This window comes from Nocardioides sp. NPDC127514, from assembly GCF_040302125.1.
Classification (GTDB): domain Bacteria; phylum Actinomycetota; class Actinomycetes; order Propionibacteriales; family Nocardioidaceae; genus Nocardioides.
The window spans coordinates 126,293-148,164 of the sequence record NZ_JBEORF010000013.1; the positions used below are offsets into that span (position 1 = coordinate 126,293).

Consider the following 21,872-nt stretch of genomic DNA (forward strand, 5'->3'; position numbering starts at 1 on the left):
GGGGGTCAGGCTTCGCCGAGTACGCCGGAGACGACCTTGGCGAAGGTACGCCACTCCTGGCGGTGAGCGGCGAGGGCGCTGCGGCCGGCTGAGGAGAGCTCGTAGGTGCGGCGCTTGCGGCCGCCGACCTCGGACCAGGAGCTGTCGAGGTAGCCCGCCTTCTCCAGCCGGCGTAGCGCGGGGTAGATGGTGCCGGTGGGGAGGTCGAGCTCGCCGCCGCTGCGGGCGCTCAGGGCCTCGATGATCGCGTAGCCGTGAAGGGGCTGCTTCTCGACGACGGCCAGGATCAGCGAGTCGAGGTGGCCACGGAGAGCGTCGGCTTTCATGTAGACAGCCTACACAGTCCGTCGTACATTGTCTTCATACATGTTGCCAGGCTACCTATAGCCAGGCGAGACACGACAGGAGACATGATGACCACACAGGCGATCACGAGACCCAGTCCGCTGCGGCGGCTCGCGTCCTTCTCCCAACGCCATCACTGGACCGCGCTGCTGCTGTGGGTGGTCGTCCTGGTGGGTGTGACGGCGGCGGCGCAGAGCATCGGCGACGACTACCGCAACTCCTTCGACATCCCTGGCACCCAGTCGCAGGAGATGGCCGACCTCCAGGCCGAGCACGGCGGGTCGGCAGGTGACCAGGTGCGGGCGGTCATCCACGACGAGCGCGGCTGGAACACCGACCAGCAGGCCGTGGACCAGCTGCTCGCCGACCTCGCCGAGGTCCCGCACGTCGAGACCGTTGAAGCGGCGGATCCGCAGCGCGGGTCGGTGAGCGAGGACGGTACGACCGCGCTGGTCACCGTCGTGATGGACGCCGAGGCCGGCGAGCTCCCGGTGAGCGCCTATGAGCCGTTCCTCGAGTTGGCGGACGAGACGTCGACCGACGACCTCCAGGTCGAGATGGCCGGCGACTCGATGCGCGAGGTGAACGAGGGCGAGGGCGGCAGCTCCGAAGGGATGGGCATGCTCGCCGCACTGGTGATCATGCTGTTCATGTTCGGCTCGTTCCTGGCGGCGAGCCTGCCGCTGATCACTGCGATCTTCGCGGTCGGTACGACCTTCGGCGTGGTCACGTTGCTCTCGCACCTGACCACGATCCCGGACTACACCGCGCCGATGCTGATGATCGTCGGGCTCGGTGTGGGCATCGACTACGCGCTGCTGGTCTTCTCGCGCTACCGCAGCGAGCTGCTCGGCGGCGCCACCCGCGAGCATGCCACGGCGACCGCGATCGACACGGCCGGCCGCTCGGTCCTCTTCGCCGGCGTCAGCGTGATCCTCGCGCTCTGTGGCCTCTATGTGCTGCAGCTGACCTCGATCCAAGGGGTCGTGCTCGGCGTCGCCCTCACCGTCCTGATGACCATGATCGCCGCGGTCACCCTGCTGCCGTCGCTGCTGACGCTGTTCGGCAAGCGCCTGGAGAAGTCCGTACGCAAGCACGCCGCCCGGTCGCGGCGTGAGCCCGGCCAGCGCTGGCGCGCCTGGGCCTCCGGCGTCCAGCGGCACCCGTGGGCCGCGCTGATCGTCTCCCTGGTCGCGCTCGGCGCGCTGGCCACCCCGGTCCTCGGCCTCCAGCTCGGCTTCGCCGACGCCGGCAACGACGATCCGTCCTCGACCACGCGGAAGGCGTACGACCTGGTCAGCGACAAGTTCGGCCCCGGTGCCAACGGCCCGCTCGTCATCATGACCGAAGGCTCCCAGGAGCAGGCGGTCGCGGCGTACGAGATGGTCACCGGGTACGACGGTGTGGCCTCCGTGACCCCGCCGCAGCCGTCGGCCGACGGCGCGGTGTACACCTCCATCGCCTTCCCGGAGACGGGCCCGCAGGACGCCGAGACCACCGAGCTGGTGAAGGACCTCCGGGAGGATCTCGGCGAGGACGTCCTCGTCGGCGGATCGACCGCGGCGCTGATCGACTACTCCGACGCGGTCGGGGAGAAGCTGCCGCTCTTCATCGGGCTCGTCGTCGGGCTCTCCGCGCTGCTGCTGATGTGCGTCTTCCGGTCCGTGGCGGTGGCGATCAAGGCGGCGATCCTCAACGTCCTCTCGATCGGCGCCTCGATGGGCGCGATGACGTACGTCTTCCAGGAAGGGCTGCTCGGGGTCGAGCCCGGTCCGATCGAGGCGTTCCTTCCGGTGATGACCTTTGCGATCGTCTTCGGGCTCTCGATGGACTACGAGGTCTTCCTGATCTCGCGGATGCGCGAGGAGTGGCTGCGCAGCGGCGATGCCCAGGAGGCGGTCCGGGAGGGGCTGGCGCACACCGGCGGCGTCATCACCGCGGCGGCCGCGATCATGGTCGTGGTCTTCGGGGCCTTCTGGTTCAGCCCGGACCGGATGCTGCAGGAGATGGGCTTCGTGATGGCGGTGGCGGTGCTGCTCGACGCGGTCGTGGTGCGGTGCCTCATCGTGCCGGCGGTGATGCGGCTGCTCGGCGCCCGCGCCTGGTGGCTGCCGAAGTGGCTCGATCGGCTCCTGCCGCGTCTGCAGAACGTCTGATGAACCTGGGTAAGCGGGTTCCGGACAGTTACTTGGACGTGCAACAAATTTCCTGCGGGCGGCCGTAAGGGCGCGTACAACCGAAGGGAAGGACCGCACCCCCAAGCGGTCCCTGGCTTTCGGGAGTTGCCATGAACGGTTCGACCTTCCGCCTGTCCAAAGTCCGCCTCGCGGTCTCCCTCACCTCCATCGCCCTTCTCGGGGCCGGCCTCGCCGTCGCCCCAGGCTCCCCGGCCAATGCGGCCGGGGAGCCTTACGTCGCGCTCGGTGACTCCTACTCATCCGGAGTCGGCACCCGCAGCTACATCAACGACGGCAGCAACTGCATGCGGTCGACCCTGGCGTACCCGAGCCTGGTCGCCGCGGCGAAGGGCTACAGCCTCAACTTCCGCGCCTGCTCGGGCGCGGTCGTCGCCGACGTCACCAACAGCCAGCTCAGCGCCCTGTCCAGCTCGACCCGCTATGTGACCATCTCCGTCGGTGGCAACGACGCCGGCTTCGCCGACGTGATCACCGAGTGCGCTCTCCCCGCCTGGGCGAGCGACTGCGCAGGAGCCGTCGCGGGCGCGCAGAACTACATCCGCAACACGCTTCCGGCCAGCCTCGGCACGCTCTACTCGAGGATCCGGTCGGCCGCGCCCAGCGCGAAGGTGGTGGTCGTGGGCTATCCGAAGCTGTTCATGGGCGAGGACTGCAACGCGGCCACCTGGTTCAGCCCGTCGGACGAGGCGATCCTCAACGACACCGCCGTGCTCCTCAACAACACCACGGCCTCGCGGGCGAGCGCCGCCGGGTTCAGCTACGTCAACCCGATCAGCCGGTTCACCGGACACGCGGTCTGCGACGACGTCGAGTGGATCAACGGGCTCTCCAACCCGATCGAGGAGTCCTACCACGCCAACGCCGCCGGCCATCGTGACGGCTACACCCCTCTGGTGAGCTCGCCGCTCACCGGCGCCGCCGTCACCGCGAGCCCCGCCGTGGTGGCCGCGGCCGAGGCGACCGGTCCCGCGCAGGCCGCCAAGCAGAGGAAGTACGCCGCTCTCGACCGCCACATCGAGCCGAAGGTGTTCCAGCCGCCGACCCGTGAGCGTCTGGAGAAGCTCGCTGACCAGCGCGGCGTCGACCTGGACGCCTGGCTGGCGACGCACTGATCCAGGTCGTGGTGAAGCCGGGCGTGTCCACCAGGCGCGCTCGGCTTCACAACCTCCGCGTTGGACGGGTGTAACCCAATCTTGGGGGCAAGGCTGATAGAACCGTTCCATGCGAGTCTCCCGGGGCATAGCGGCCCTTGCTGTTGCCCTACCGCTGCTTGCCGCATGTGGTGGGGCCAAGGAACCGGGTCCGAGCATGTCGACCCTGACCACGGCGCTGGAGACCGGCACCTTCACAAAGGTCGACTTCGTGGCGAAGACCGATCCCGCCGTCGTCGCCACCGACTACAGCAATCTGACCGGCAACCTGTTCGGGAAGCTGGGCGCGCCCGACGTGTCCGCGACCAAGCCGGTCTTCTCCGGCCACGGCACCGACAGCGCGAAGTCGACCCTCACCTGGGCGTGGGGACTGCCGGGCGGCCGATGGACCTACGAGTCGGAGGTCGAGCTCCGCAAGACCGACGAGAAGTGGGAGTTCGTCTGGGAGCCGACGGTCGTCGCCCCGACGCTCGCCGAAGGACGCAGCCTCCACGTCGAGACCGTCCAGCAGCAGCGCGGCGAGATCCTGAGTACGTCCGGAGCGACCCTGGTCGCGGATCGACCGGTCGTCTCGGTCGGCATCGACAAGACCCTGATCGATCCGGTGGCGGCTCCCGCGGCCGCCCGCGACATCGCCGCGATCGTCGGCATCAACCCGAAGCGCTACGCCAAGCGCGTCAAGGCGGCCGGTGACAAGGCGTTCGTCGAGGCGCTCTCGATCCGCAAGCCGATGATGACGAAGGCCAAAGCCGCGAAGATCGCCAAGATCAAGGGCGCCGCGATGCTCAACCGGACCCTCCCGCTCGGCCCGACCAAGGAGTTCGCCTCGCCGGTCGTCGGCATCGTCGGTGAGGTCACGGCGGAGATGATGAAGAAGAAGCCCGGCACCTACCTCCCGGGTGATCTCGCCGGTCTCTCCGGCCTGCAGGCGCGCTATGACGAGCAGCTGCGCGGGAAGCCCGGGCTCCAGGTCGCGGTGCTCGGTGACGAGGGCGAGGTGCTCAAGCGGCTCTACAGCACCGACCCGATCGACGGGAAGTCGCTCACCGTCACCCTCGACGAGCGGCTGCAGAAGGGTGCGGAGAAGATCCTGAAGCGCGTCAAGCCCGAGAGCGCCCTGGTCGCGATCCGGCCCAGCGACGGTGCCGTGCTGGTCGCCGCCAACGGCGAGGACAACAAGATGAACCTGGCCACCTACGGCCAGGCGGCTCCGGGCTCGACCTTCAAGGCCGCGACCACGCTGGCCCTGCTGCGCAAGGGTCTCAACGCCACGAGCCAGGTCAAGTGCCCGGCGAAGACCACCGTCGACGGCAAGACCTTCAAGAACGACTCCTGGTACCCGAAGTCGGCCCTCGGCGAGATCACCCTCGCCCACGCCGTCGCCGAGTCCTGCAACACCGCCATGGTCGGTGTCGCCGGCGAGGTCGGCCACGCCGAGATCGCCTCCGCCGCCGCCTCGCTGGGCTTCGGCATCGACCGCGACGCCGGCTTCACCTCCTACTTCGGCCAGATCCCCGAGCCGGCGGGCGAGACCGAGCACGCCGCCGACCTGATCGGACAGGGCAAGGTGCTCGCGTCGCCGCTCGTGATGGCCACTGTCATCGGTTCCATCCAGGCCGGTCACACCGTGGTCCCGACCCTCGTCGAGGGCCAGGTCGCCAAGCCGTCGGGCGTCGAGCCGCTCGCCGCCGACGAGGCCGAGCAGCTGCGTACGATCTTCCGGGGTGTGGTCACCGACGGCACCGGCAGCGGGCTGCGCGATGTACCGGGCAAGCCGGTGATCGCGAAGACCGGCACGGCGGAGTTCGACCGCAACGGCAAGCGCCTCACCCACACCTGGATGATCGCGGCGCAGGGCGACCTGGCCGTGGCCGTCTACGTCGACGAGGGCGAGAACGGTGCCGCCACCTCCGGCCCGCTCGTCGAGGCGTTCCTGCGGATGGTCAACGAGCGCTGAGGACCGCCAAATAGGATGTGGCCCGGCCGTGAGGCCGGGCCACATTCGATTTCCCTCAGTGTTTCTCTACCGACGGGGGGAACAGTAGAGAAGCTCGAGGGGCGAGCCTGGCGGCCTTTCGGCCGCGAGGCCCGGTCGAGGTTTGGAGTGCTCCCTCCCTACGTCGACGTGGATACATAACCAGACTTGTTCCTGGCTGTCACGTCTATGTCGGTTTTCTACCGGATATGTGACCGGGTGTTAGCAATGTGTGGATCGGTCACTGCCCGGCCGGGATCTCCACGGTGCCGTTCGCCGGAGTGGAGTCGGCGGCCTTGCGGAGCATCGCGCCGAGGTCGACACCGGTCGTGGTCTTGAGCATGTTGAGGGTCTGGATGACGTTGTCGTTGACCTGCTTCGGAATGGCGCCGGCCCCCTCGGTGGAGAGCACGGTGAGGTTGTCGATGGCGCTGATCGGTGCGGCGACCTCCCTGGCGACCTGGGGCAGTACCTCGATGAGCATCTGCAGCACGGCGGCGTCGTTGTAGGACGCGAACGCCGCGGCGCGCTTCTCCATCGCCTCGGCCTCGGCGTGACCGACGGCCAGGGTGGCGGCAGCGCTCGCCTCACCCTCGGCCCGGGTGGCCTCGGCGCCGGCCAGACGCAGCGACTTCTGCGCGTCACCGCGCCGGGCGCCCTCGATGGCCTCGGCCTCGGCCAGAGCGGCACGGCGGGCCTTCTCGGCCTCGCCGGAGAGCCGGGCCTGCTCGGCGTCGGCCTCGGCGGCGGCGATGGTGGCTGCCTTGCGGGCCTCTGCGGCGGCGATCTCGGAGCTGCGGCGACCCTCCGCCTCCTGCTCGACGCGGTAGCGCTCGGCGTCGGCGGGCTTGCGCACCTGCGTCTCCAGCTGGCGCTCGGTCAGCGCCGCCTGGCGTACGGCGACCTTCTCCTGCTCGGTGAGGATGGCCTGGTCGCGGTCGGCCTGGGCGAGCGGGCCGGAGGCGGCGGCGTTGGCGGCGGCCGCGTCGGTCTCCGCCTTGATCTCGGCCTGCTTGAGCGCGAGCGCGCGCTGGGCGATCGCGATCTCCTCCTCGGCCTTGATCCGGGCCTGCTCGGCGGCACGACGGGCCTCGGCCTCGGCGATCGAGGCGGCCTGGGTGATGCGGGCGGCCTCGGGGCGGCCCAGGTTCGTCAGGTAGGAGCCGTCGTCGGTGACGTCCTGGATCTGGAAGGTGTCCAGGATCAGGCCCTGGCCGGTGAGCGACGACTCGGACTCGTCGGCGACCCGCTGCGCGAACGCGGCCCGGTCACGGATGATCTGCTCGACGGTCAGACCGCCGACGATCGAACGCAGCGCGCCGGCGAGCACCTCCTGCGTGAACGGCTCGATCTCCTCCTGCTGGGAGAGGAAGCGCTGTGCGGACAGCCGGATCTGGTCGGCGTTGCCGCCCACCTTCACGATCGCGACACCCTCGAGGTTGAGCTTGATGCCCTGCCCGGAGACCGCGCCGCGGATCTGGACCGAGATCCGGCGCGAGGAGAGGTCCATCGTGGCCAGCTTCTGGACGAACGGCACCACGAAGACGCCGCCGCCGAGAACGACCTTCTGGCCCGACAGGTCGGTGGTGAGCTGGCCGGTCTCGGGGTTGAGCACCGCCTTGCCCTTCCGGCCGGTGACGATGAAGGCCTGGTTGGGACCGGCGACCTTGTAGCGGCTGGTGACCAGCAGCAGAAGCAGGATGAGCAGTACGACAAGGCCGGCGATCGGCACCAGCAGTTCCATGAGGATTCCTTCAGTCAGGATGTGATCTCGCGCCACGTCGGCGCGACGGTGACTGCTGTCGGTGAGAGGACTCCGGTCACGTGCACGGCGGTGCCGGGCGTGATCGCCTCATCGGAGTCGGGCGCCTTGGCGTTGTAGGTCACCGTGTGGCCCCCGAGGGCGACCCGCACCACGCCGAACCCGTCCGCCGGGATCGTGGTGATCACGGCAGCGTCCAGGCCGACGGCGGCCTCCCCCGAGGGCGCCGCGTCGGTCTGGTCCTCCTTCAGCAGGCGGGTCAGCCACAACGTGAACCAGGCGAAGAGTGCTCCGACGACGGAGCCGATCAGGATGGACGGCAGCAGGCCGAGGTCCAGCGGCCCGTGGGCGATGGCACCGCCGAACCCGAACGCCGACACGAACCCGGCCAGCGCGGCGGTGGAGTAGGAGTCACTCGCCAGCCAGTCCAGCAGGCCGCCGAGGAAGCCGTCGAGGAGGTCACCGATCACCAGCGACACCAGGAGGAGGCCCAGCCCGACGGCTCCGATGATCAGGAACGTCGTCACACCAAATCCTTCGGCAGAGTCTCCACACTGAGCAGCAGTCTTAGGCGGACCCTATCCGTGTCTGATGCTGCCTGTCCGCGCTTTAATCGGCCTGTTGATCAGCCTGTTGATCGGCCTGGTCGAAGGTCCAGAGCAGAAGCTCGGTCGGTACGCCCGCACTGACCGTGAATTCCGGCGGCAGGTCGTCGCCGGCGGTCACCTCGAAGGCGTCGCCGGCGGTGAGCGGCTCGGCCATTCCGCTGCGCAGGAGGGCGCCGGAGGCGACGTGGAGATGGCGGAGCCTCGCCTCCGGGAGGGTGATCTCGGCAGGGCCGGCGGTGCCGACGTGGCCGACCCGCAGTGTCCCCTGGTCCAGGCGGACCGCCTCGTTCCACTCGCCCTCGACCGCGGCGACGTCGTGGACGGCGTACGCCGGCGTGCCGGTGCTGCCGGCGATCCACACCTGGATGAACCGGGTGCCGGGGGCCGAGGCGAACTCGGAGTGGTCGACCCCGTCGCCGGTGGTGAATACACCGACCTGGCCGGGGGCGACGGTCCCGGTGGCGCCGGTCGAGTCGGTGTGGGTCACCTCGCCGGACAGCGGCCAGGTCACGATCGTGACGCCGGCGTGGTGATGGGTCTCGAAGCCCTCACCGTTGCGCAGCAGGTGCTCGTCGTAGGTCACGATCGGTCCGAAGCCGACGCGCTCGGGGTCGTAGTGGGAACCGAATGAGTAGGTGTGCCAGGTAATTTTTCCTGGCCGGAGGCCGGGGGGACGTTCCGTGAATCGGGCGTTTCCTCGGCGGATCTGGGCAGTCACAGTCATGATTGTGCCGTGGCGTTTCCCAAGTTCCCGACTGGCTTCGTGTTCGGCACTGCAGACGCCACCCGGCCGGGGGGCGAGCAGGATGTTGCGCTGCTTCAACGTCTCGGTGCGCCGGGATACCGGTTCGCGGTCTCCTGGCGTGAGCTTCAGCCGGGTGGGCGCGGTGTCTTCGATCCCGATGCCCGCGCTCGTTACGACCGTCTGGTCGACGAGCTGCTCGAGGCTGGTCTGCGCCCGTCGGCCACGCTCTACGCCGGCGAGCTGCCGGAGCCGCTGGCCGCCGACGGCGGCTGGCTCAACCGCGCCACGGTCGACGCGTTCGGCGACTACGCCGAGACGGTCGTGGACCTGATCGGCGACCGGATCCCGGAGTGGGTGCCGGTCCAGGACCCCAACGTGGCCGGCTACCTCGGCTACGGGCTCGGCACGATCGCGCCCGGCCGTCGCGCGGGCTGGGGAGTCGTCGCGGCGATGCACCACCTGCTCCTGGCCCACGGCCGCGGCGTGCAGGTGCTGCGAGCCGCCGGGGTCGAGTCGGTCGGGTGTGCCAACCACCACGAGCCGATCTGGCCGCTCTCGGAGGATCCCGCCGACGTCGGCGCGGCCAAGCTCATCGACCTGGCCTGGAACGCGGTGCCTCTCGAGGCGATGCTGATGGGCCGCTACCCCCGTGACATCGCCGGTCTCGCCGACGAGGTCACGATGCCGGGCGACATGGCCGTCATCCGTTCACCGCTCGACTTCTACGGGGTCAACTTCTTCGCACCACAGCGCATCGGCGCCTCCGCTGAGGGCGACGACATCCCGTTCCGGATGGTGCCGCTCGTCGGCTATCCCGCCACCGACACCGGCTGGGGCGTGGTGCCCACCGCCCTGCGGGAGTGGCTGATCATCACCCGGTCCCGCTATCGCGCCGCGATGCCGCCGATCGTGGTGACCGAGTGCGGTGCTGCGTACGACGCTCCGTTGGTCGACGGTGAGGTCGACGACCAGGCGCGGATCGACTACCTCGAGGCACACCTGGAGGCGGTCTCGGCCGCGATCGAGCGCGGCGTCGACGTACGTGGCTTCTACGCCTACACCCTGCTCGACCGTGACGGTTGGGAAGCGCCGTTCACCGGCAAGGACTGGGAGGACGGCGTGGGCGGGAAGTACGGCCTGGTGCACGTCGACGCTGCCGGGGTGCGTACGCCCAAACGCTCCTTCGGCTGGTACGCCGACATGGTCGCCGCCCACGCCGAGGGAGCCCCGACGGGGTGACTAGAAGGCGAGCTTCTCGCCGATCGCCTTGATCGCGTCCATGTCGCCCGGGTGCGGCACCCAGGGGAGCGTGAGCGAGTCCCTGGTCTTGTCGGTGTAGCGCGGGATCACGTGGAAGTGCAGGTGGAACACCGTCTGCCACGCCGCCGGCCCGCAGTTGTTGAGTACGTTGACCCCGTCTGCCTGCAGGACGTCGACCGCCCGCTTCGCGACCGCCTGGGCGGTCTTCGCGGTCGCGGCGAAGACCGCCGGGTCAGCCTCGAGGACGTCCTTGGTGTGCGTCTTCGGCACCACCACCGTGTGGCCTTCGGCCGCCGGGGCGATGTCGGTGAAGGCGTACGTCTCCTCGTCCTCATAGACCTTCGTCGAGGGGATGTTGCCCGCGACGATGTTGCAGAACAGGCAGTCGGGATCGCTCATGCCCCGAGGCTATCGGGTCACAGGCCCGCGGCGACCTCGGTGCCCTGCTGGATCGCACGCTTGGCGTCGAGCTCGGCTGCGACGTCGGCGCCACCGATCAGGTGCCAGTTCGGCTTCTCGGTCCACAGATCGCGCACCGACTCCTGGCCGGCGCAGAGGATCACGTGGTCGACTTCGAGCGTGCGCGGCTCGCCGTCGACGGCGTAGTGGAGGGTGAGGGAGTCGTCGCCGGCCTCGATCTTGTCGTACGTCGCGCCTCGCACCTGCTTGACGCCGTCCTGCTTCAGGTGGGCGCGGTGGGCCCAGCCGGAGGTCTTGCCGAGGCCGATGCCGATCGGGGTGGACTTGCGCTGCAGCAGGGTCACCTGGCGAGCCGGCGCGTCCAGGACCGGCGTGGTCAGTCCGCCGCGGAAGGTCGCCGGGTCACCGACACCCCAACGGGCCTTCCACTCCTCGACGGTCTCGGGCTGGTGGGTCAGCCAGGCGGAGACGTCGACGCCGATGCCGCCGGCACCGATGACCGCGACGCGGCGGCCCGGGACGACCCGGTCGGCGAGCACGTCGGCGTACGTCACGACCCGGTCGTCCTCGGAGCCGGCGATCTGCGGGATCCGCGGCGTGACACCGGTGGAGACGATGACGTGGTCGAAGGGCTCCAGGTCGGCGGTGGTGGCCTCGGTGTCGAGACGTACCTCGACGCCCAGCACCTCCAGGCGCCGGGTGAAGTAGCGCAGCGTGTCCTTGAAGTCCTCCTTGCCGGGCACGGCCATCGCGAGGCGGAACTGGCCGCCGACCTGCGAGGACTTCTCGAACAGGGTCACCGCGAAGCCGCGCTCGGCGGCCGAGGTGGCGGCGGCGAGGCCGGCCGGCCCGGCGCCGACGACCGCCACGGTCTGCTTGAGCTTGGTCGGCCTGAGCACCAACGTCGTCTCGCGCGCAGCGCGCGGGTTGACCAGGCAGGAGGCGGCCTTGTTGGAGAAGGCGTGGTCCAGGCACGCCTGGTTGCAGGCGATGCAGGTGTTGATCTCGTCGGTGCGGCCCTCGGCGGTCTTCTTGGCGAACTCGGGGTCGGCCAGCAGTGGCCGGGCCATCGAGACCAGGTCGGCCTTGCCCTCGGCGATCGCCGACTCGGCGAGCTCGGGGGTGTTGATCCGGTTGGAGGCGCAGACCGGGATCGACACCTCGGCCTTGAGTCGGGCGGTCATGTCGAGCCACGCCCCGCGCGGGACCTGGGTGATGATGGTGGGCACCCGAGCCTCGTGCCAGCCGATGCCGGTGTTGAAGACCGAGACGCCGGCGTCCTGCAGCGCGTACGCGAGCTCGATCGTCTCCTCCCAGGTCTGGCCGTCCTCGACCAGGTCGAGGATCGAGAGCCGGAAGATGATCGGGAAGTCGTCACCGACCAGCTCGCGCGAGCGCCGCACGATCTCCACCGGGAAGCGCATCCGGTTGGTCGCGGTGCCGCCCCAGCGGTCCTCGCGCTGGTTGGTCCGCTCGGCGAGGAACTGGTTGATCAGGTAGCCCTCCGACCCCATGATCTCGACCGCGTCGTACCCCGCCTTCTTCGCCAGCGAGATGCTCTTGGCGAAGTCGTTCACGGTCGCGTCCACGGCCTTGTCGGAGAGGGCCGCGGGCTTGAACGGGTTGATCGGCGCCTGGACGGCCGAGGCGCTGACCGAGAACGGCGTGTAGGCGTACCGACCCGCGTGCAGCACCTGCATCGCGATCGCGCCGCCCTCCTCGTGCACCGCGCCGGTGACCGGGCGGTGCTGGGCGGCGTGCAGCCGGGAGCTCATCTCGCTCGCGAAGGGCTTGAGCCAGCCGCGCTTGTTCGGGGCGTAGCCGCCGGTGATGATCAGCCCGGTGCCTCCGCGTGCCCGCTCGGCGAAATAGGCCGCCAGCTTCGGGATGTCCCACGCGTGGTCCTCGAGGCCGGTGTGCATCGACCCCATCACCACCCGGTTGCGCAGCGTGAGCGACCCGATGGTGATCGGTGAGAGCAGGGATTCGTACGCCATGGCCGTATGCTACTCACGAGTAATAAGAAGCGGCCAGTGCCCGTTCCATTTACCATTCCGGACATGCGCACTCGCCTTACTGTCCTTCTCGTCGCCCCGCTCGCTCTCGCCGCCGCCCTGACCGCGTGCGGAGGCGAGGACGAGACCGGCGCCGAGGGCGGCGCACCGGCCTCCTGCGAGGCCGCCGACCTGCCGCTGAAGCAGGACGGCGAGCTGACCATCGGCACCGACTCCCCGGCGTACGAGCCGTGGTTCTCCGACAACGACCCCAGCAACGGCAAGGGCTTCGAGTCGGCGGTCGCCTACGCCGTCGCCGAGCAGCTCGGGTTCGCGAAGGACGACGTCGTCTGGGTCAAGCAGGCGTTCAACACCTCCTACACGCCGGGCGAGAAGAAGTTCGACTTCGACATCAACCAGATCTCGATCACGCCCGAGCGGGCGAACGTCGTCGACTTCTCGCAGGGCTACTACACGGCGTCCCAGGCGGTCGTGACCATGGAGGACGGTGCCGCTGCGGCGGGGTCGCTGGCCGACCTGAAGGACCTCAAGCTCGGCGCCCAGACCGCGACCACGTCGCTCACCGCGATCCGCGAGGACGTGCAGCCGACCACGGACCCGCTGGTCTTCGACACCAGCGACCAGGCCAAGCAGGCGCTGCTCAACGGTCAGGTCGACGCGCTCGTCTTCGACCTGCCGACCGCGTTCTACATCACCGCCGCCGAGATCGAGGGCAGCACGATCACCGGGCAGTTCGAGAGCAGCGAGAAGCCGGAGGAGTTCGGTCTGCTGACCGAGAAGGACAGCGGACTGGCGCCCTGCCTCGACGAGGCGCTGACCGCGCTCGAGGAGGACGGCACCCTCGCTGCGCTCGAGAAGGAGTGGCTGTCCGACGTCGTCTCGGTGCCCGTGCTGAAGTGATGGGGGTCTCGACAAGCTCGGCCAACGGCGTGAGCTGGAAACCCAGCGAGCGGGAGCTCGAAAGACAGGCTGTACGTCGCCGGCAGCGGCTCCAGCAGACGGCCATCGCCACGGTCGTGACCGCCGTGGTTGCGGTCGGGCTGGTGCTGCTGGTCCTCTCCTCGCCCGGGTGGGACCGGGTCCGGGACTACTTTCTGAGCTGGTCGCACGCGCGCGAGTCGTTCGCGGCGATCGCGGAGGGGTTCTGGATCAACATCCGGATCTTCCTGGTCGCGGAGCCGTGCGTACTCATCCTCGGTGCCCTCGTCGCCATCGCCCGCCAGACGACCTCACCGTGGCTGGCGCCGCTGCGGCTCCTGGCGACCGGCTACACCGACCTCTTCCGCGGGGTGCCGTCGATCCTGGTCGTCGTCATCTGCGGCATCGGCATCCCGGCGCTGGGACTCTCGGGGGTCACCAGCTCGCTGTTCTGGCTGACCACGTTCGCCCTGGTGCTCTGCTACGGCGCCTACGTCGCCGAGGTCTTCCGTGCCGGGATCCTGGCGATCCATCCGACTCAGGTCGCCTCGGCCGAGGCGTTGGCCCTGACCCACACCCAGACGATGCGCTTCGTGGTCCTTCCCCAGGCCGTACGCCGCGTCGTACCGCCGCTCATGAACGACCTCGTCTCGCTGCAGAAGGACACCGCGCTGATCTCGGCGGTGGGTGTCTTCGAGGCGCTCCGGGCGGCCCAGGACTACCAGGGCTACAACTTCAACGGCACGCCGCTGCTGGTCGCGGCTGCGTACTTCCTCATCGTGGCGGTCCCGCTCACCCGGCTCACCGACTGGCTGATGCGGCGACAGATCGAGAAGGAGCAGGGCCGATGACCGGATATGGGTTGTTGGAGGCCAAGGGGCTGCGGAAGGCCTACCGCGGGAGGGTCGTCCTGGACGACCTCGACCTGTCCGTCGCCGAGCACGACGTGGTCTGCCTGATCGGTGCGTCGGGGTCGGGAAAGTCGACCCTGCTGCGCTGCCTGAATCTGCTCGAGACGATCGACGACGGGGTCATCACCTTCGACGGCCGGGAGATCTCCGACCCGCTCGTGGACCCGCGCTCGGTGCGCCGCGAGATCGGGATGGTCTTCCAGGCCTACAACCTCTTCCCGCATCTCTCCGTGCTCGACAACTGCACGCTGGCGCAGGTGCGCGTCCATGGCGTCCGAGCTGATGAGGCCGCTGATCGGGCGCGGACGCTCCTGGCCCGGTTCGGCCTTGCCGACAAGGCCGACGCCCACCCCGACGCTCTCTCGGGAGGTCAGCAGCAGCGGGTCGCGCTGGTGCGCGCGATGTGCACGCGGCCGCGCCTGCTCCTCTTGGACGAGATCACCGCGGCCCTCGATCCCGAGCTCGTCGGCGAGGTGCTGGAGATCGTCCGGGCCGAGGCGGAGGCGGGTACGACCCTCGTGCTCGCCACCCACGAGATGTCCTTCGCTCGCGAGGTCGCCACCAAGGTCTGCTTCCTTGACGGTGGGCGAGTGCTGGAGCAGGGTCCGCCGGAGCAGCTCTTCGGCAACCCCGTCGAGGAGCGCACCCGCGCCTTCCTCGCCCGGGTTCGGCGGTGAGTGCTGCACCTGGTTGGCGAGTTTTCCACAGAGTTTTCCACAAGATGCGAGATTGTCGCCGTACGGGCCCGACATCCTGCTGAAGGTAGCGTACCTGTCATGCTAAAGGTAGTGTTCGAGTCCTGCTGAAGGTAGCGTAGGTGGCGTGCCGTACCTACGAAGAACCGTCGACGAGGAGCTTGACGAGCTGCTGAAGCTGGCCCCAGCGATCGCGCTCGATGGCCCCAAGGGCGTCGGTAAGACCGAGACAGCCAGCCGCCGGGCGCGTGCGTGCTGGATGTTGGACGAGCCCGATCAGCGGTCGCTCGTGGAGGCCGATCCCCGATTCGAGGATGCGTTGGAAGGAACCCTTCTCCTCGATGAGTGGCAACGTCTCCCGGCCGTTTGGGACTCGGTGCGCCGTCGCGTCGACGAAGGCGCACCCCCAGGACGGTTCTTGCTGACAGGGAGTGCAACCCCACGAGCTGGCGTCGACACGCATTCAGGTGCGGGGCGGATCCTCTCGCTGCGCATGCGACCGCTTGCGCTCTATGAGCGCGAGTCGGCGACGCCGAGCGTCAGTCTCGGGGCGCTCATCCGGGGCGAGTCAGGCAAGGTCCAGGGCGAGACCGCGTTCACGGCTGGGCGGTACTTCCAGGAGATCGTCGGTAGTGGCTTTCCCAGCGTTCAAGGCGCAGATCCGAGACTGATCCGAACCTTTCTCGACGCGTACCTGCAGCGGATCATCGACCGCGACCTCCCCGATCATGGCTTAGCGGTGCGTCGGCCGGAAACGCTGCGCCGGTGGCTGGCCGCGTACGCAGCTGCGTCGTCTACGACGACCGCATACTCACGTCTGCTCGATGCGACTACAGCGGGGGACGGGAGTCAGCCGGCGAAGACCACCACCATCGCCTACCGCGACCACCTCTCGAAGATCTGGATTCTCGATGAGGTGTCCGGGTGGAGTCCCAGCCGCAGTCCGATCTCCCGTTTGCAGCAGGCGCCCAAACACCAACTCGCCGACCCGGCTCTCGCGGCTCGGCTTCACAACCTCTCCGCGGACGCGCTCGGGTCCCCACGTGGGGCACATCTGGCAGGACCACTATTCGAGTCGCTCGCCACGCTGTCGGTTCGTGTTGCCGCCCAGTCCGCCGAGGCTCGGGTCGGGCACCTTCGCACTACCAACGGTGACCATGAGGTGGACCTCGTGGTCGAAGGGGCGGACGGCCAGGTGGTCGGCATCGAGGTCAAGCTGGCTGCCAACGTCAACGACACCGACGTACGCCATCTCCTGTGGCTTCGCGAACGTCTCCCAGACGATGTCGTCGACCTCGTCGTCCTCACGACCGGATCTCGCGCGTATCGGCGCCCGGACGGTGTGGCCGTGGTTCCACTTGCATTACTCGGTCACTGAGAACTCGGTGATCGAGTGCTGCCCCGCCTCGTGGACGGGACGGGGCAGCAGCAAGGATCGGACTCAGACAGCAGCCGGGGCAGGGAAGGTCGGGTACTCGACACCGGAGATCGACTGCACGGTGCGGACGACCTGGCAGGAGTAGCCGAACTCGTTGTCGTACCAGACGTAGAGGATGGCGGAGTCGCCGTCGACGATGGTCGCGTTGCCGTCGACGATCGAGGCGGCGCGCGAGCCGATGAAGTCGGAGGAGACCGCGTCGCGGGCAGTGGTGAAGTCCACCTGGCGACGCAGCTCGCCGGTGAGCGAGGCCTCGCGGAGGTAGTCGACGACCTCTTCCTTCGAGGTCTCGCTCTTGAGCGAGAGCGACAGGATGGCGATCGAGACATCCGGAGTGGGGATGCGGATCGAGTTGCCGGTGATCTTCGCCTTCAGGTCCGGGAGCGCCTTCGCGACGGCGGAGGCGGCACCGGTCTCGGTGAGCACCAGGTTGAGCGGTGCGGAGCGGCCACGGCGGTCTGCCTTGTGGTAGTTGTCCAGCAGGTTCTGGTCGTTGGTGAACGAGTGCACCGTCTCGACGTGACCGCGGACGATGCCGAAGCGGTCCTCCATCAGCTTCAGCGGCGGCACGATCGCGTTGGTCGTGCAGGAGGCGCAGGAGATGACCTTCTCGTCGCCGGTCAGGGTCTGGTGGTTGACGCCGTGGACGATGTTGGGGACGTCGCCCTTGCCCGGCGCGGTCAGCAGGACCTTCTTGATGCCCGGACGCAGGTGCTGCGAGAGGCCCTCACGGTCACGCCACTTGCCGGTGTTGTCGATGAGGATGGCGTCCTTGATGCCGTACGCCGTGTAGTCGACCGTCGTCGGGTCGTTGGAGTAGATGAACTGGATCGGGTTGCCGTTGGCGATGATCACGCCGTTCTTCTCGTCCACCGTGATGGTGCCGGCGAACTGGCCGTGGATCGAGTCGCGGCGCAGCAGCGAGGCGCGCTTGATGAGGTCGTCCTCGCCGCCCTTGCGGACGACGACGGCCTTCAGCCGCAGACCGTGGCGCGAGCCGGCCTTCTCCACGAGGAGCCGGGCGACGAGCCGGCCGATCCGGCCGAAGCCGTAGAGAACGACGTCCTGGCCGCCGTTGCGCTCGAGCTTGTTCTCGCCGGTGGCGCCGGACAGCTTCTCGGCGACGAAGTCGTCGACGGAGAGGCCACGCTCGTCCTCGGCGTACTGGACCGCGAGCAGGCCCAGGTCGATCTTCGAGGGACCGAGGTCGAGCTTGGCGACCGCCTGGAGCAGCGGGAACGTCTCGGTGACCGAGAGCTCCTCGCCCTCGATCTGGCGCGCGAAGCGGTGCGCCTTGAGGATCGAGATGTCGGACTTGCTCACCAGCGACCGGCTGTGGACCAGGATGGTGACATCCTTCTCGCGGTAGAGCTTGCCGATGATCGGGATCATCGTCTCCGCGAGCTCCTCGCGGTGCTGCCAGTCGTTGAAGGTCTCGTCGGTGTCGCTCACAGCTCAACTTTCGGTTGCTCGGGAAGAAGGGACGGCACACCCCGCCAGGCTCGATTATCGGCGTGACGAGACCCCCGGCCACCTTGATCGATCCAACCTTGGACGCGGTGTGACGGGGGTCTCTTCGGCCCCTACGAACCGCCCTCAGAACGAGCTGGCCGAGCCCTCAGGGAGTCGCGGTCGCGGTCGGATCCTCGACGGGATCTTCGGTCGGCTCGACCGTCGCGGTCTCGGTCGGCTCGGTCGTCGGCGTCTCGGTGACCGGGTCGGTGGCCGGGTCGCTGGGGGCCGGTGCGCTGGCGTCCGGCGTCTCGGAAGGCGTCGCGTCGCCGGTCTCCGTACCGCTGCTGGGGGCGATCTCGCCGTCGCCCTCCGCGCCCTCGTCGTCGGGTTCCTCGTTCAGACCGGGATCCGTCCCGGTCTCGACCGAGCCGCCGACCGGCGTGGTCGGCGCGGTGCTGCTCTCGCCGGTGGTCGGCTCGACGGACGGGGTCACCTCGCCGACCTTCGGGGTGTCGTCCTGGCCGGGCAGAAGACCGGGGTTGGCGGCGACGGCCACGCCGGCCGAGACCAGGACCACGGCCGCCGCGGCCAGGACCGCGACCTTCCAGCGCCGGCCGGAAGGCTGGGCGGGATCGGCGAACGTGGGCGCCATCGTCGGCAGGTCGGCGGTGTTGGCGGACGCCGGGCCTGGGTGCGGGGGCCGAGCGATCCCGCCCGTGGTGAGTGCCGGCGGCAGCGCGCCGATGCTGGTCTCCTCCTCCGAGGTGACCGGGGCCGGCAGCAGGGTCCAGTCGCCGTTGGTGGCGAGGATGTCCGCGGCAGAGGGGCGTCCGGCCGGGTCCTCGGCCAGGCAGGCGGCGACCAGCGGGCGTAGGTAGACCGGACAGAGACTCAGGTTGGGCGACTCGCCCTTCAGGAGATGCCCCATCGAGCCGATCTCGCCATTGAACGGCCAGCGGCCGGTCGCGGCGACGAAGGCGACCAGGCCCAGTGCCCAGATGTCGACGGCGCTGGAGAAGGTGCCGGTCTGGACCTGCTCGGGCGCCTGGTAGCCGTAGGTGCCGACCGCCTTGCCGGTCTGGGTCAGCGCGGTGCCGTCGACGGAGCGGGCGATGCCCATGTCGATCACGCACGGGTCGGTGGCGCCGTAGAGGATGTTGCCCGGCTTGATGTCGCGGTGCACCAGCCCGGCAGCGTGGACGGCGGCGAGGGCCTCGGTGACGCCGGCGACCAGCTGGCGTACGTCGATCTCGGTCAGTCGCTGGCCGGAGTTGATCAGCTTGTTGAGCGGCGGGTCGGCGACGTACTCGCTCGCCATCCAGGGCTGCTCGGCGTCGGGGTCGGCGTCGAGAACCCTCGCGGTGAACCGGCTCTCGACCCGCTTGGCTGCCTGGATCTCCCGCTCGAACCGCGCGCGGAACCCCGGGTCGGAGGTGAGCTCGGGAAGGATCGCCTTCACCGCCGCCTTCATCCCGTACGCGTCCTCGCCCAGGTAGACGACGCCCATGCCGCCGTGGCCGAGGCGGCCGATGAGAACGTACGGACCCATCTCGCGGGGATCGTTCGCCGTCAGCGGGCTCACAGAGCTGGCCTGGGGGGCGGACTGGGGGGATGTGGGGATTTCCCGAGACAACTTCTCTGCTCCTGTGCACCGGCGAGTGTGTCTCGGAGCGTATCGGACTCGGCTCCGCGATCAGGTCACGCCGGGCGGAGCGTTCCGGACTCTGGGAGGATCGAGTTCATGACTGAGTCGACGGAGCAATCCACAGTGACATTGGGCCAGGGCACCGGTCCCCTCCGCGGGGTCAAGGTCGTCGAGCTGGCGGGGATCGGGCCGGGGCCGCACGCCTGCACGATCCTCGCGGACATGGGTGCGGACGTGATCCGGGTCGACCGGCCGGGAGGCAACGTCCTCGGCGGCGGCGCCGGCGACCTGCTCACCCGTGGCCGGCCGAGCATCGCGCTGGACCTCAAGAACCCGGACGCCGTCGAGACCGTCCTGCGCCTGGTGGAGACCGCCGACGTGCTCATCGAGGGACTGCGCCCGGGCGTCACCGATCGCCTAGGCCTGGGGCCCGACACCTGTCTGGAGCGCAACCCGCGCCTCGTCTACGGCCGGATGACCGGCTGGGGTCAGGACGGCCCGCTGGCCCAGTCCGCCGGCCACGACCTCACCTACATCGCCACCACCGGCGTGCTCAACGGGCTCGGCCAGGACCGAGCCCGTCCGCACTTCCCGCTCAACCTGCTCGGCGACTTCGGCGGCGGGTCGACCTACCTGGTGATGGGCATTCTGGCCGCGCTCGTCGAGGCCAAGACCACCGGCCAGGGGCAGGTCGTCGACGCCGCGATCGTGGACGGCACCGCCCACCTCGCCACGATGATCTCCGGGATGCTCGCCTCCGGCACCTGGCACGAGCAGCGGCAGAGCAACCTGCTCGACGGCGCGATGCCGTTCTACGCGCTCTACGACACCTCCGACGGCCGACAGGTCGCGGTCGGCGCGCTGGAGGGCAAGTTCTTCGCCGAGATGGTCACCCGGCTCGGGCTCGACGGGATCTGCCCGGGGCAGTACGAGATGGAGCGCTACGACGAGATGCGCGACCTCTTCGCCAAGACCTTCGGGTCCAAGACGATGGCCGAGTGGGCCGAGATCTTCGAGGGCACCGACGCCTGCGTCGCCCCCGTGCTCACCCCCTCAGAGGCCGCTGAGCATCCGCACCTGCGGGCCCGCCAGACGTACGTCACCCACCACGGCGTCACCCAGCCCGCCCCGGCTCCGCGGTTCAGCCGGACCACCTCCACCTTGGGTGCGGGACCGGCGGCCAGCGCCGGCCAGCACACCCGCGAGGCTCTCGCCGCCTGGGGCATCGACGACGCCGACGCGCTGATCGAGAAGGGCGCCGCGTTCCAGGACTGAGACCAACCCGGTCGCCTACGAGAAACGGCGCGGCGTACGACCCGAAGGTCATACGCCGCGCCGTTCTATGTGACGCGGGCTTGCTCAGTCCTTGCTGACCAGAGCGGCGGCGCGGCGACGCAGGACCACGACGAGCGCGGTGCCGGCAGCGGCAGCGCCGGCGAGCATGGCCAGCAGCGGCCACATCGCGGGTACGGCGGAGTCGCTCTCACCGGCGAGACCGGCGTCGATGTTGGTCGGGACCTCAGAGTCGGTGACCGGCGCCTCGGAGGACTCCTCGTCAGCGGGCTCGGTCTCGTCGGAGACCGGGGTGGCCTCGGTCGGCGTCTCGGACGGCTCCTCGGACGGCTCCTCGGACGGGGTGGGCTCCTCGGACGGGGTGGGCGTCGGCGTCGGGGTGGGCTCCTCGACCGCGCAGTCCTTGAACCAGAAGACCTTGGTCTTGGTGTCGTTGCCGATGCTGCCCGGGGTGTGGATGGTGACCTTCGCGTGGAAGCCCTGCTTCGGGTGGGCGAGGCCGGTGGCCGACAGGGTGTAGGTCTGGCGCGCGTCGAGGCCGTCCTCGGTGCCCGCGCCGCTGGCGGAGTCCCCGCCTACGAAGACCGTGTCCGGACCGTCAACGGTCAGCTCGCCGCCGTCCGTGGGCGAGTGCAGCTCGAAGCCGATCGTGGATTCGATCTCCTCGCCCTCGTCGAAGCCGTACCACTCGATGTCGAGGGTGCAGCCCACGTGGGGCTGGTTCTCCGGCACGTCGTCGATGTTGCCGTGCTGGATGACCTTGACCGTGCCGTTGTTGCCGGCCGGGTCAGTCGCGAACGCCGGGGCGGCTGAGAGCCCGGCAAGGGTGACGCCGGCGACGATCGCGCTGGCGCGTACGAAACTCAACACTCGAAAACCTTTCGAAGATCATTCGACCGCACTATGCGGTCCGCATGCAGCCTCAGCCACCGAAAGCGATGGGTGAGTGACCCCGAAATCGCTGTGGATGCTATGCCGCCCCCACAGCTGCAGACGGCAGCGTAGTGACCCCGCGTGCGCGCGAGTAAGGGGGGCACG

General features: G+C 69.2%; 18 protein-coding genes. 9 read left to right on the forward strand and 9 right to left on the reverse strand.

Annotation, left to right across the window (positions count from 1 at the left end; all coding sequences use genetic code 11):
- Positions 1-5 precede the first annotated feature (5 nt).
- Positions 6-326: a PadR family transcriptional regulator gene (locus ABTX24_RS12470; RefSeq protein ID WP_160025897.1), complete on the reverse strand. Its 321-nt coding sequence runs from the start codon at positions 324-326 to the stop codon at positions 6-8.
- Between the two features lie 87 nt (positions 327-413).
- Here ABTX24_RS12470 and ABTX24_RS12475 point away from each other — a divergent pair, with 87 nt between their 5' ends.
- From ABTX24_RS12475 to ABTX24_RS12485, 3 genes are all read left to right on the forward strand, one after another.
- The gene (locus tag ABTX24_RS12475) at positions 414-2,501 is read left to right on the forward strand and encodes an MMPL family transporter (protein ID WP_350839950.1); all 2,088 of its coding nucleotides are present in this window, start codon (positions 414-416) and stop codon (positions 2,499-2,501) included.
- A gap of 131 nt (positions 2,502-2,632) precedes the next feature.
- The gene (locus ABTX24_RS12480) at positions 2,633-3,655 is read left to right on the forward strand and encodes an SGNH/GDSL hydrolase family protein (RefSeq protein WP_350839952.1); all 1,023 of its coding nucleotides are present in this window, start codon (positions 2,633-2,635) and stop codon (positions 3,653-3,655) included.
- Positions 3,656-3,851: 196 nt separating this feature from the next.
- Positions 3,852-5,651 (forward strand): penicillin-binding transpeptidase domain-containing protein, encoded by a 1,800-nt coding sequence (locus tag ABTX24_RS12485; RefSeq protein WP_350839954.1) that lies wholly within the window; start codon positions 3,852-3,854, stop codon positions 5,649-5,651.
- 259 nt (positions 5,652-5,910) lie between these two features.
- On the opposite strand, the gene ABTX24_RS12490 is transcribed toward ABTX24_RS12485, so the two are convergent.
- The 3 genes from ABTX24_RS12490 to ABTX24_RS12500 all read right to left on the reverse strand — a co-directional run bounded on the left by ABTX24_RS12490 (position 5,911) and on the right by ABTX24_RS12500 (position 8,757).
- Positions 5,911-7,413 carry a flotillin family protein gene (locus ABTX24_RS12490; protein ID WP_160025893.1) on the reverse strand — a complete coding sequence of 501 codons (1,503 nt, stop codon included), beginning with the start codon at positions 7,411-7,413 and terminating at the stop codon, positions 5,911-5,913.
- 14 nt (positions 7,414-7,427) lie between these two features.
- Positions 7,428-7,958, reverse strand: coding sequence for an NfeD C-terminal domain-containing protein (locus ABTX24_RS12495; RefSeq protein WP_160025892.1), 531 nt, complete (start codon positions 7,956-7,958; stop codon positions 7,428-7,430).
- An 82-nt stretch (positions 7,959-8,040) separates the two neighbouring features.
- Positions 8,041-8,757 (reverse strand): pirin family protein, encoded by a 717-nt coding sequence (locus tag ABTX24_RS12500; protein WP_350839956.1) that lies wholly within the window; start codon positions 8,755-8,757, stop codon positions 8,041-8,043.
- 15 nt (positions 8,758-8,772) lie between these two features.
- Here ABTX24_RS12500 and ABTX24_RS12505 point away from each other — a divergent pair, with 15 nt between their 5' ends.
- The gene (locus tag ABTX24_RS12505; protein WP_350839957.1) at positions 8,773-10,023 is read left to right on the forward strand and encodes a glycoside hydrolase family 1 protein; all 1,251 of its coding nucleotides are present in this window, start codon (positions 8,773-8,775) and stop codon (positions 10,021-10,023) included.
- Here ABTX24_RS12505 and ABTX24_RS12510 read toward each other — a convergent pair whose 3' ends face one another.
- Complete coding sequence (locus ABTX24_RS12510; protein ID WP_160025889.1) at positions 10,024-10,443, reverse strand: HIT family protein; 420 nt, start codon at positions 10,441-10,443, stop codon at positions 10,024-10,026.
- A gap of 17 nt (positions 10,444-10,460) precedes the next feature.
- The gene (locus tag ABTX24_RS12515; protein WP_350839959.1) at positions 10,461-12,461 is read right to left on the reverse strand and encodes an NADPH-dependent 2,4-dienoyl-CoA reductase; all 2,001 of its coding nucleotides are present in this window, start codon (positions 12,459-12,461) and stop codon (positions 10,461-10,463) included.
- Positions 12,462-12,524: 63 nt separating this feature from the next.
- On the opposite strand from ABTX24_RS12515, the gene ABTX24_RS12520 reads away from it, so the two are divergent.
- The 4 genes from ABTX24_RS12520 to ABTX24_RS12535 all read left to right on the forward strand — a co-directional run bounded on the left by ABTX24_RS12520 (position 12,525) and on the right by ABTX24_RS12535 (position 16,381).
- The gene (locus ABTX24_RS12520) at positions 12,525-13,379 is read left to right on the forward strand and encodes an ABC transporter substrate-binding protein (protein ID WP_350839961.1); all 855 of its coding nucleotides are present in this window, start codon (positions 12,525-12,527) and stop codon (positions 13,377-13,379) included.
- Entirely contained in the window at positions 13,379-14,248 is an 870-nt protein-coding gene (locus ABTX24_RS12525; RefSeq protein ID WP_350839963.1) for an amino acid ABC transporter permease, read from the forward strand. The genes ABTX24_RS12520 and ABTX24_RS12525 overlap by 1 nt, the downstream gene beginning before the upstream one ends.
- Entirely contained in the window at positions 14,245-14,985 is a 741-nt protein-coding gene (locus ABTX24_RS12530; RefSeq protein ID WP_160025885.1) for an amino acid ABC transporter ATP-binding protein, read from the forward strand. Before ABTX24_RS12525 ends, ABTX24_RS12530 begins: the two co-directional genes overlap by 4 nt.
- 145 nt (positions 14,986-15,130) lie before the next feature.
- Positions 15,131-16,381: an ATP-binding protein gene (locus ABTX24_RS12535; protein WP_350839965.1), complete on the forward strand. Its 1,251-nt coding sequence runs from the start codon at positions 15,131-15,133 to the stop codon at positions 16,379-16,381.
- A gap of 63 nt (positions 16,382-16,444) precedes the next feature.
- Here ABTX24_RS12535 and ABTX24_RS12540 read toward each other — a convergent pair whose 3' ends face one another.
- Together ABTX24_RS12540 and ABTX24_RS12545 are read right to left on the reverse strand one after the other, a co-directional pair.
- Positions 16,445-17,893 (reverse strand): glyceraldehyde-3-phosphate dehydrogenase, encoded by a 1,449-nt coding sequence (locus ABTX24_RS12540; RefSeq protein WP_160025883.1) that lies wholly within the window; start codon positions 17,891-17,893, stop codon positions 16,445-16,447.
- A 166-nt stretch (positions 17,894-18,059) separates the two neighbouring features.
- Complete coding sequence (locus ABTX24_RS12545; RefSeq protein WP_350839967.1) at positions 18,060-19,478, reverse strand: serine/threonine-protein kinase; 1,419 nt, start codon at positions 19,476-19,478, stop codon at positions 18,060-18,062.
- Positions 19,479-19,637: 159 nt separating this feature from the next.
- Between ABTX24_RS12545 and ABTX24_RS12550 the strand changes: the two genes are divergently transcribed.
- Positions 19,638-20,816, forward strand: coding sequence for a CaiB/BaiF CoA transferase family protein (locus ABTX24_RS12550; protein WP_350839969.1), 1,179 nt, complete (start codon positions 19,638-19,640; stop codon positions 20,814-20,816).
- Positions 20,817-20,900: 84 nt separating this feature from the next.
- On the opposite strand, the gene ABTX24_RS12555 is transcribed toward ABTX24_RS12550, so the two are convergent.
- A complete protein-coding gene (locus tag ABTX24_RS12555; protein ID WP_350839971.1) occupies positions 20,901-21,701 on the reverse strand; it encodes a hypothetical protein in 801 nt (266 codons plus the stop codon).
- Between the last annotated feature and the right edge of the window lie 171 nt (positions 21,702-21,872).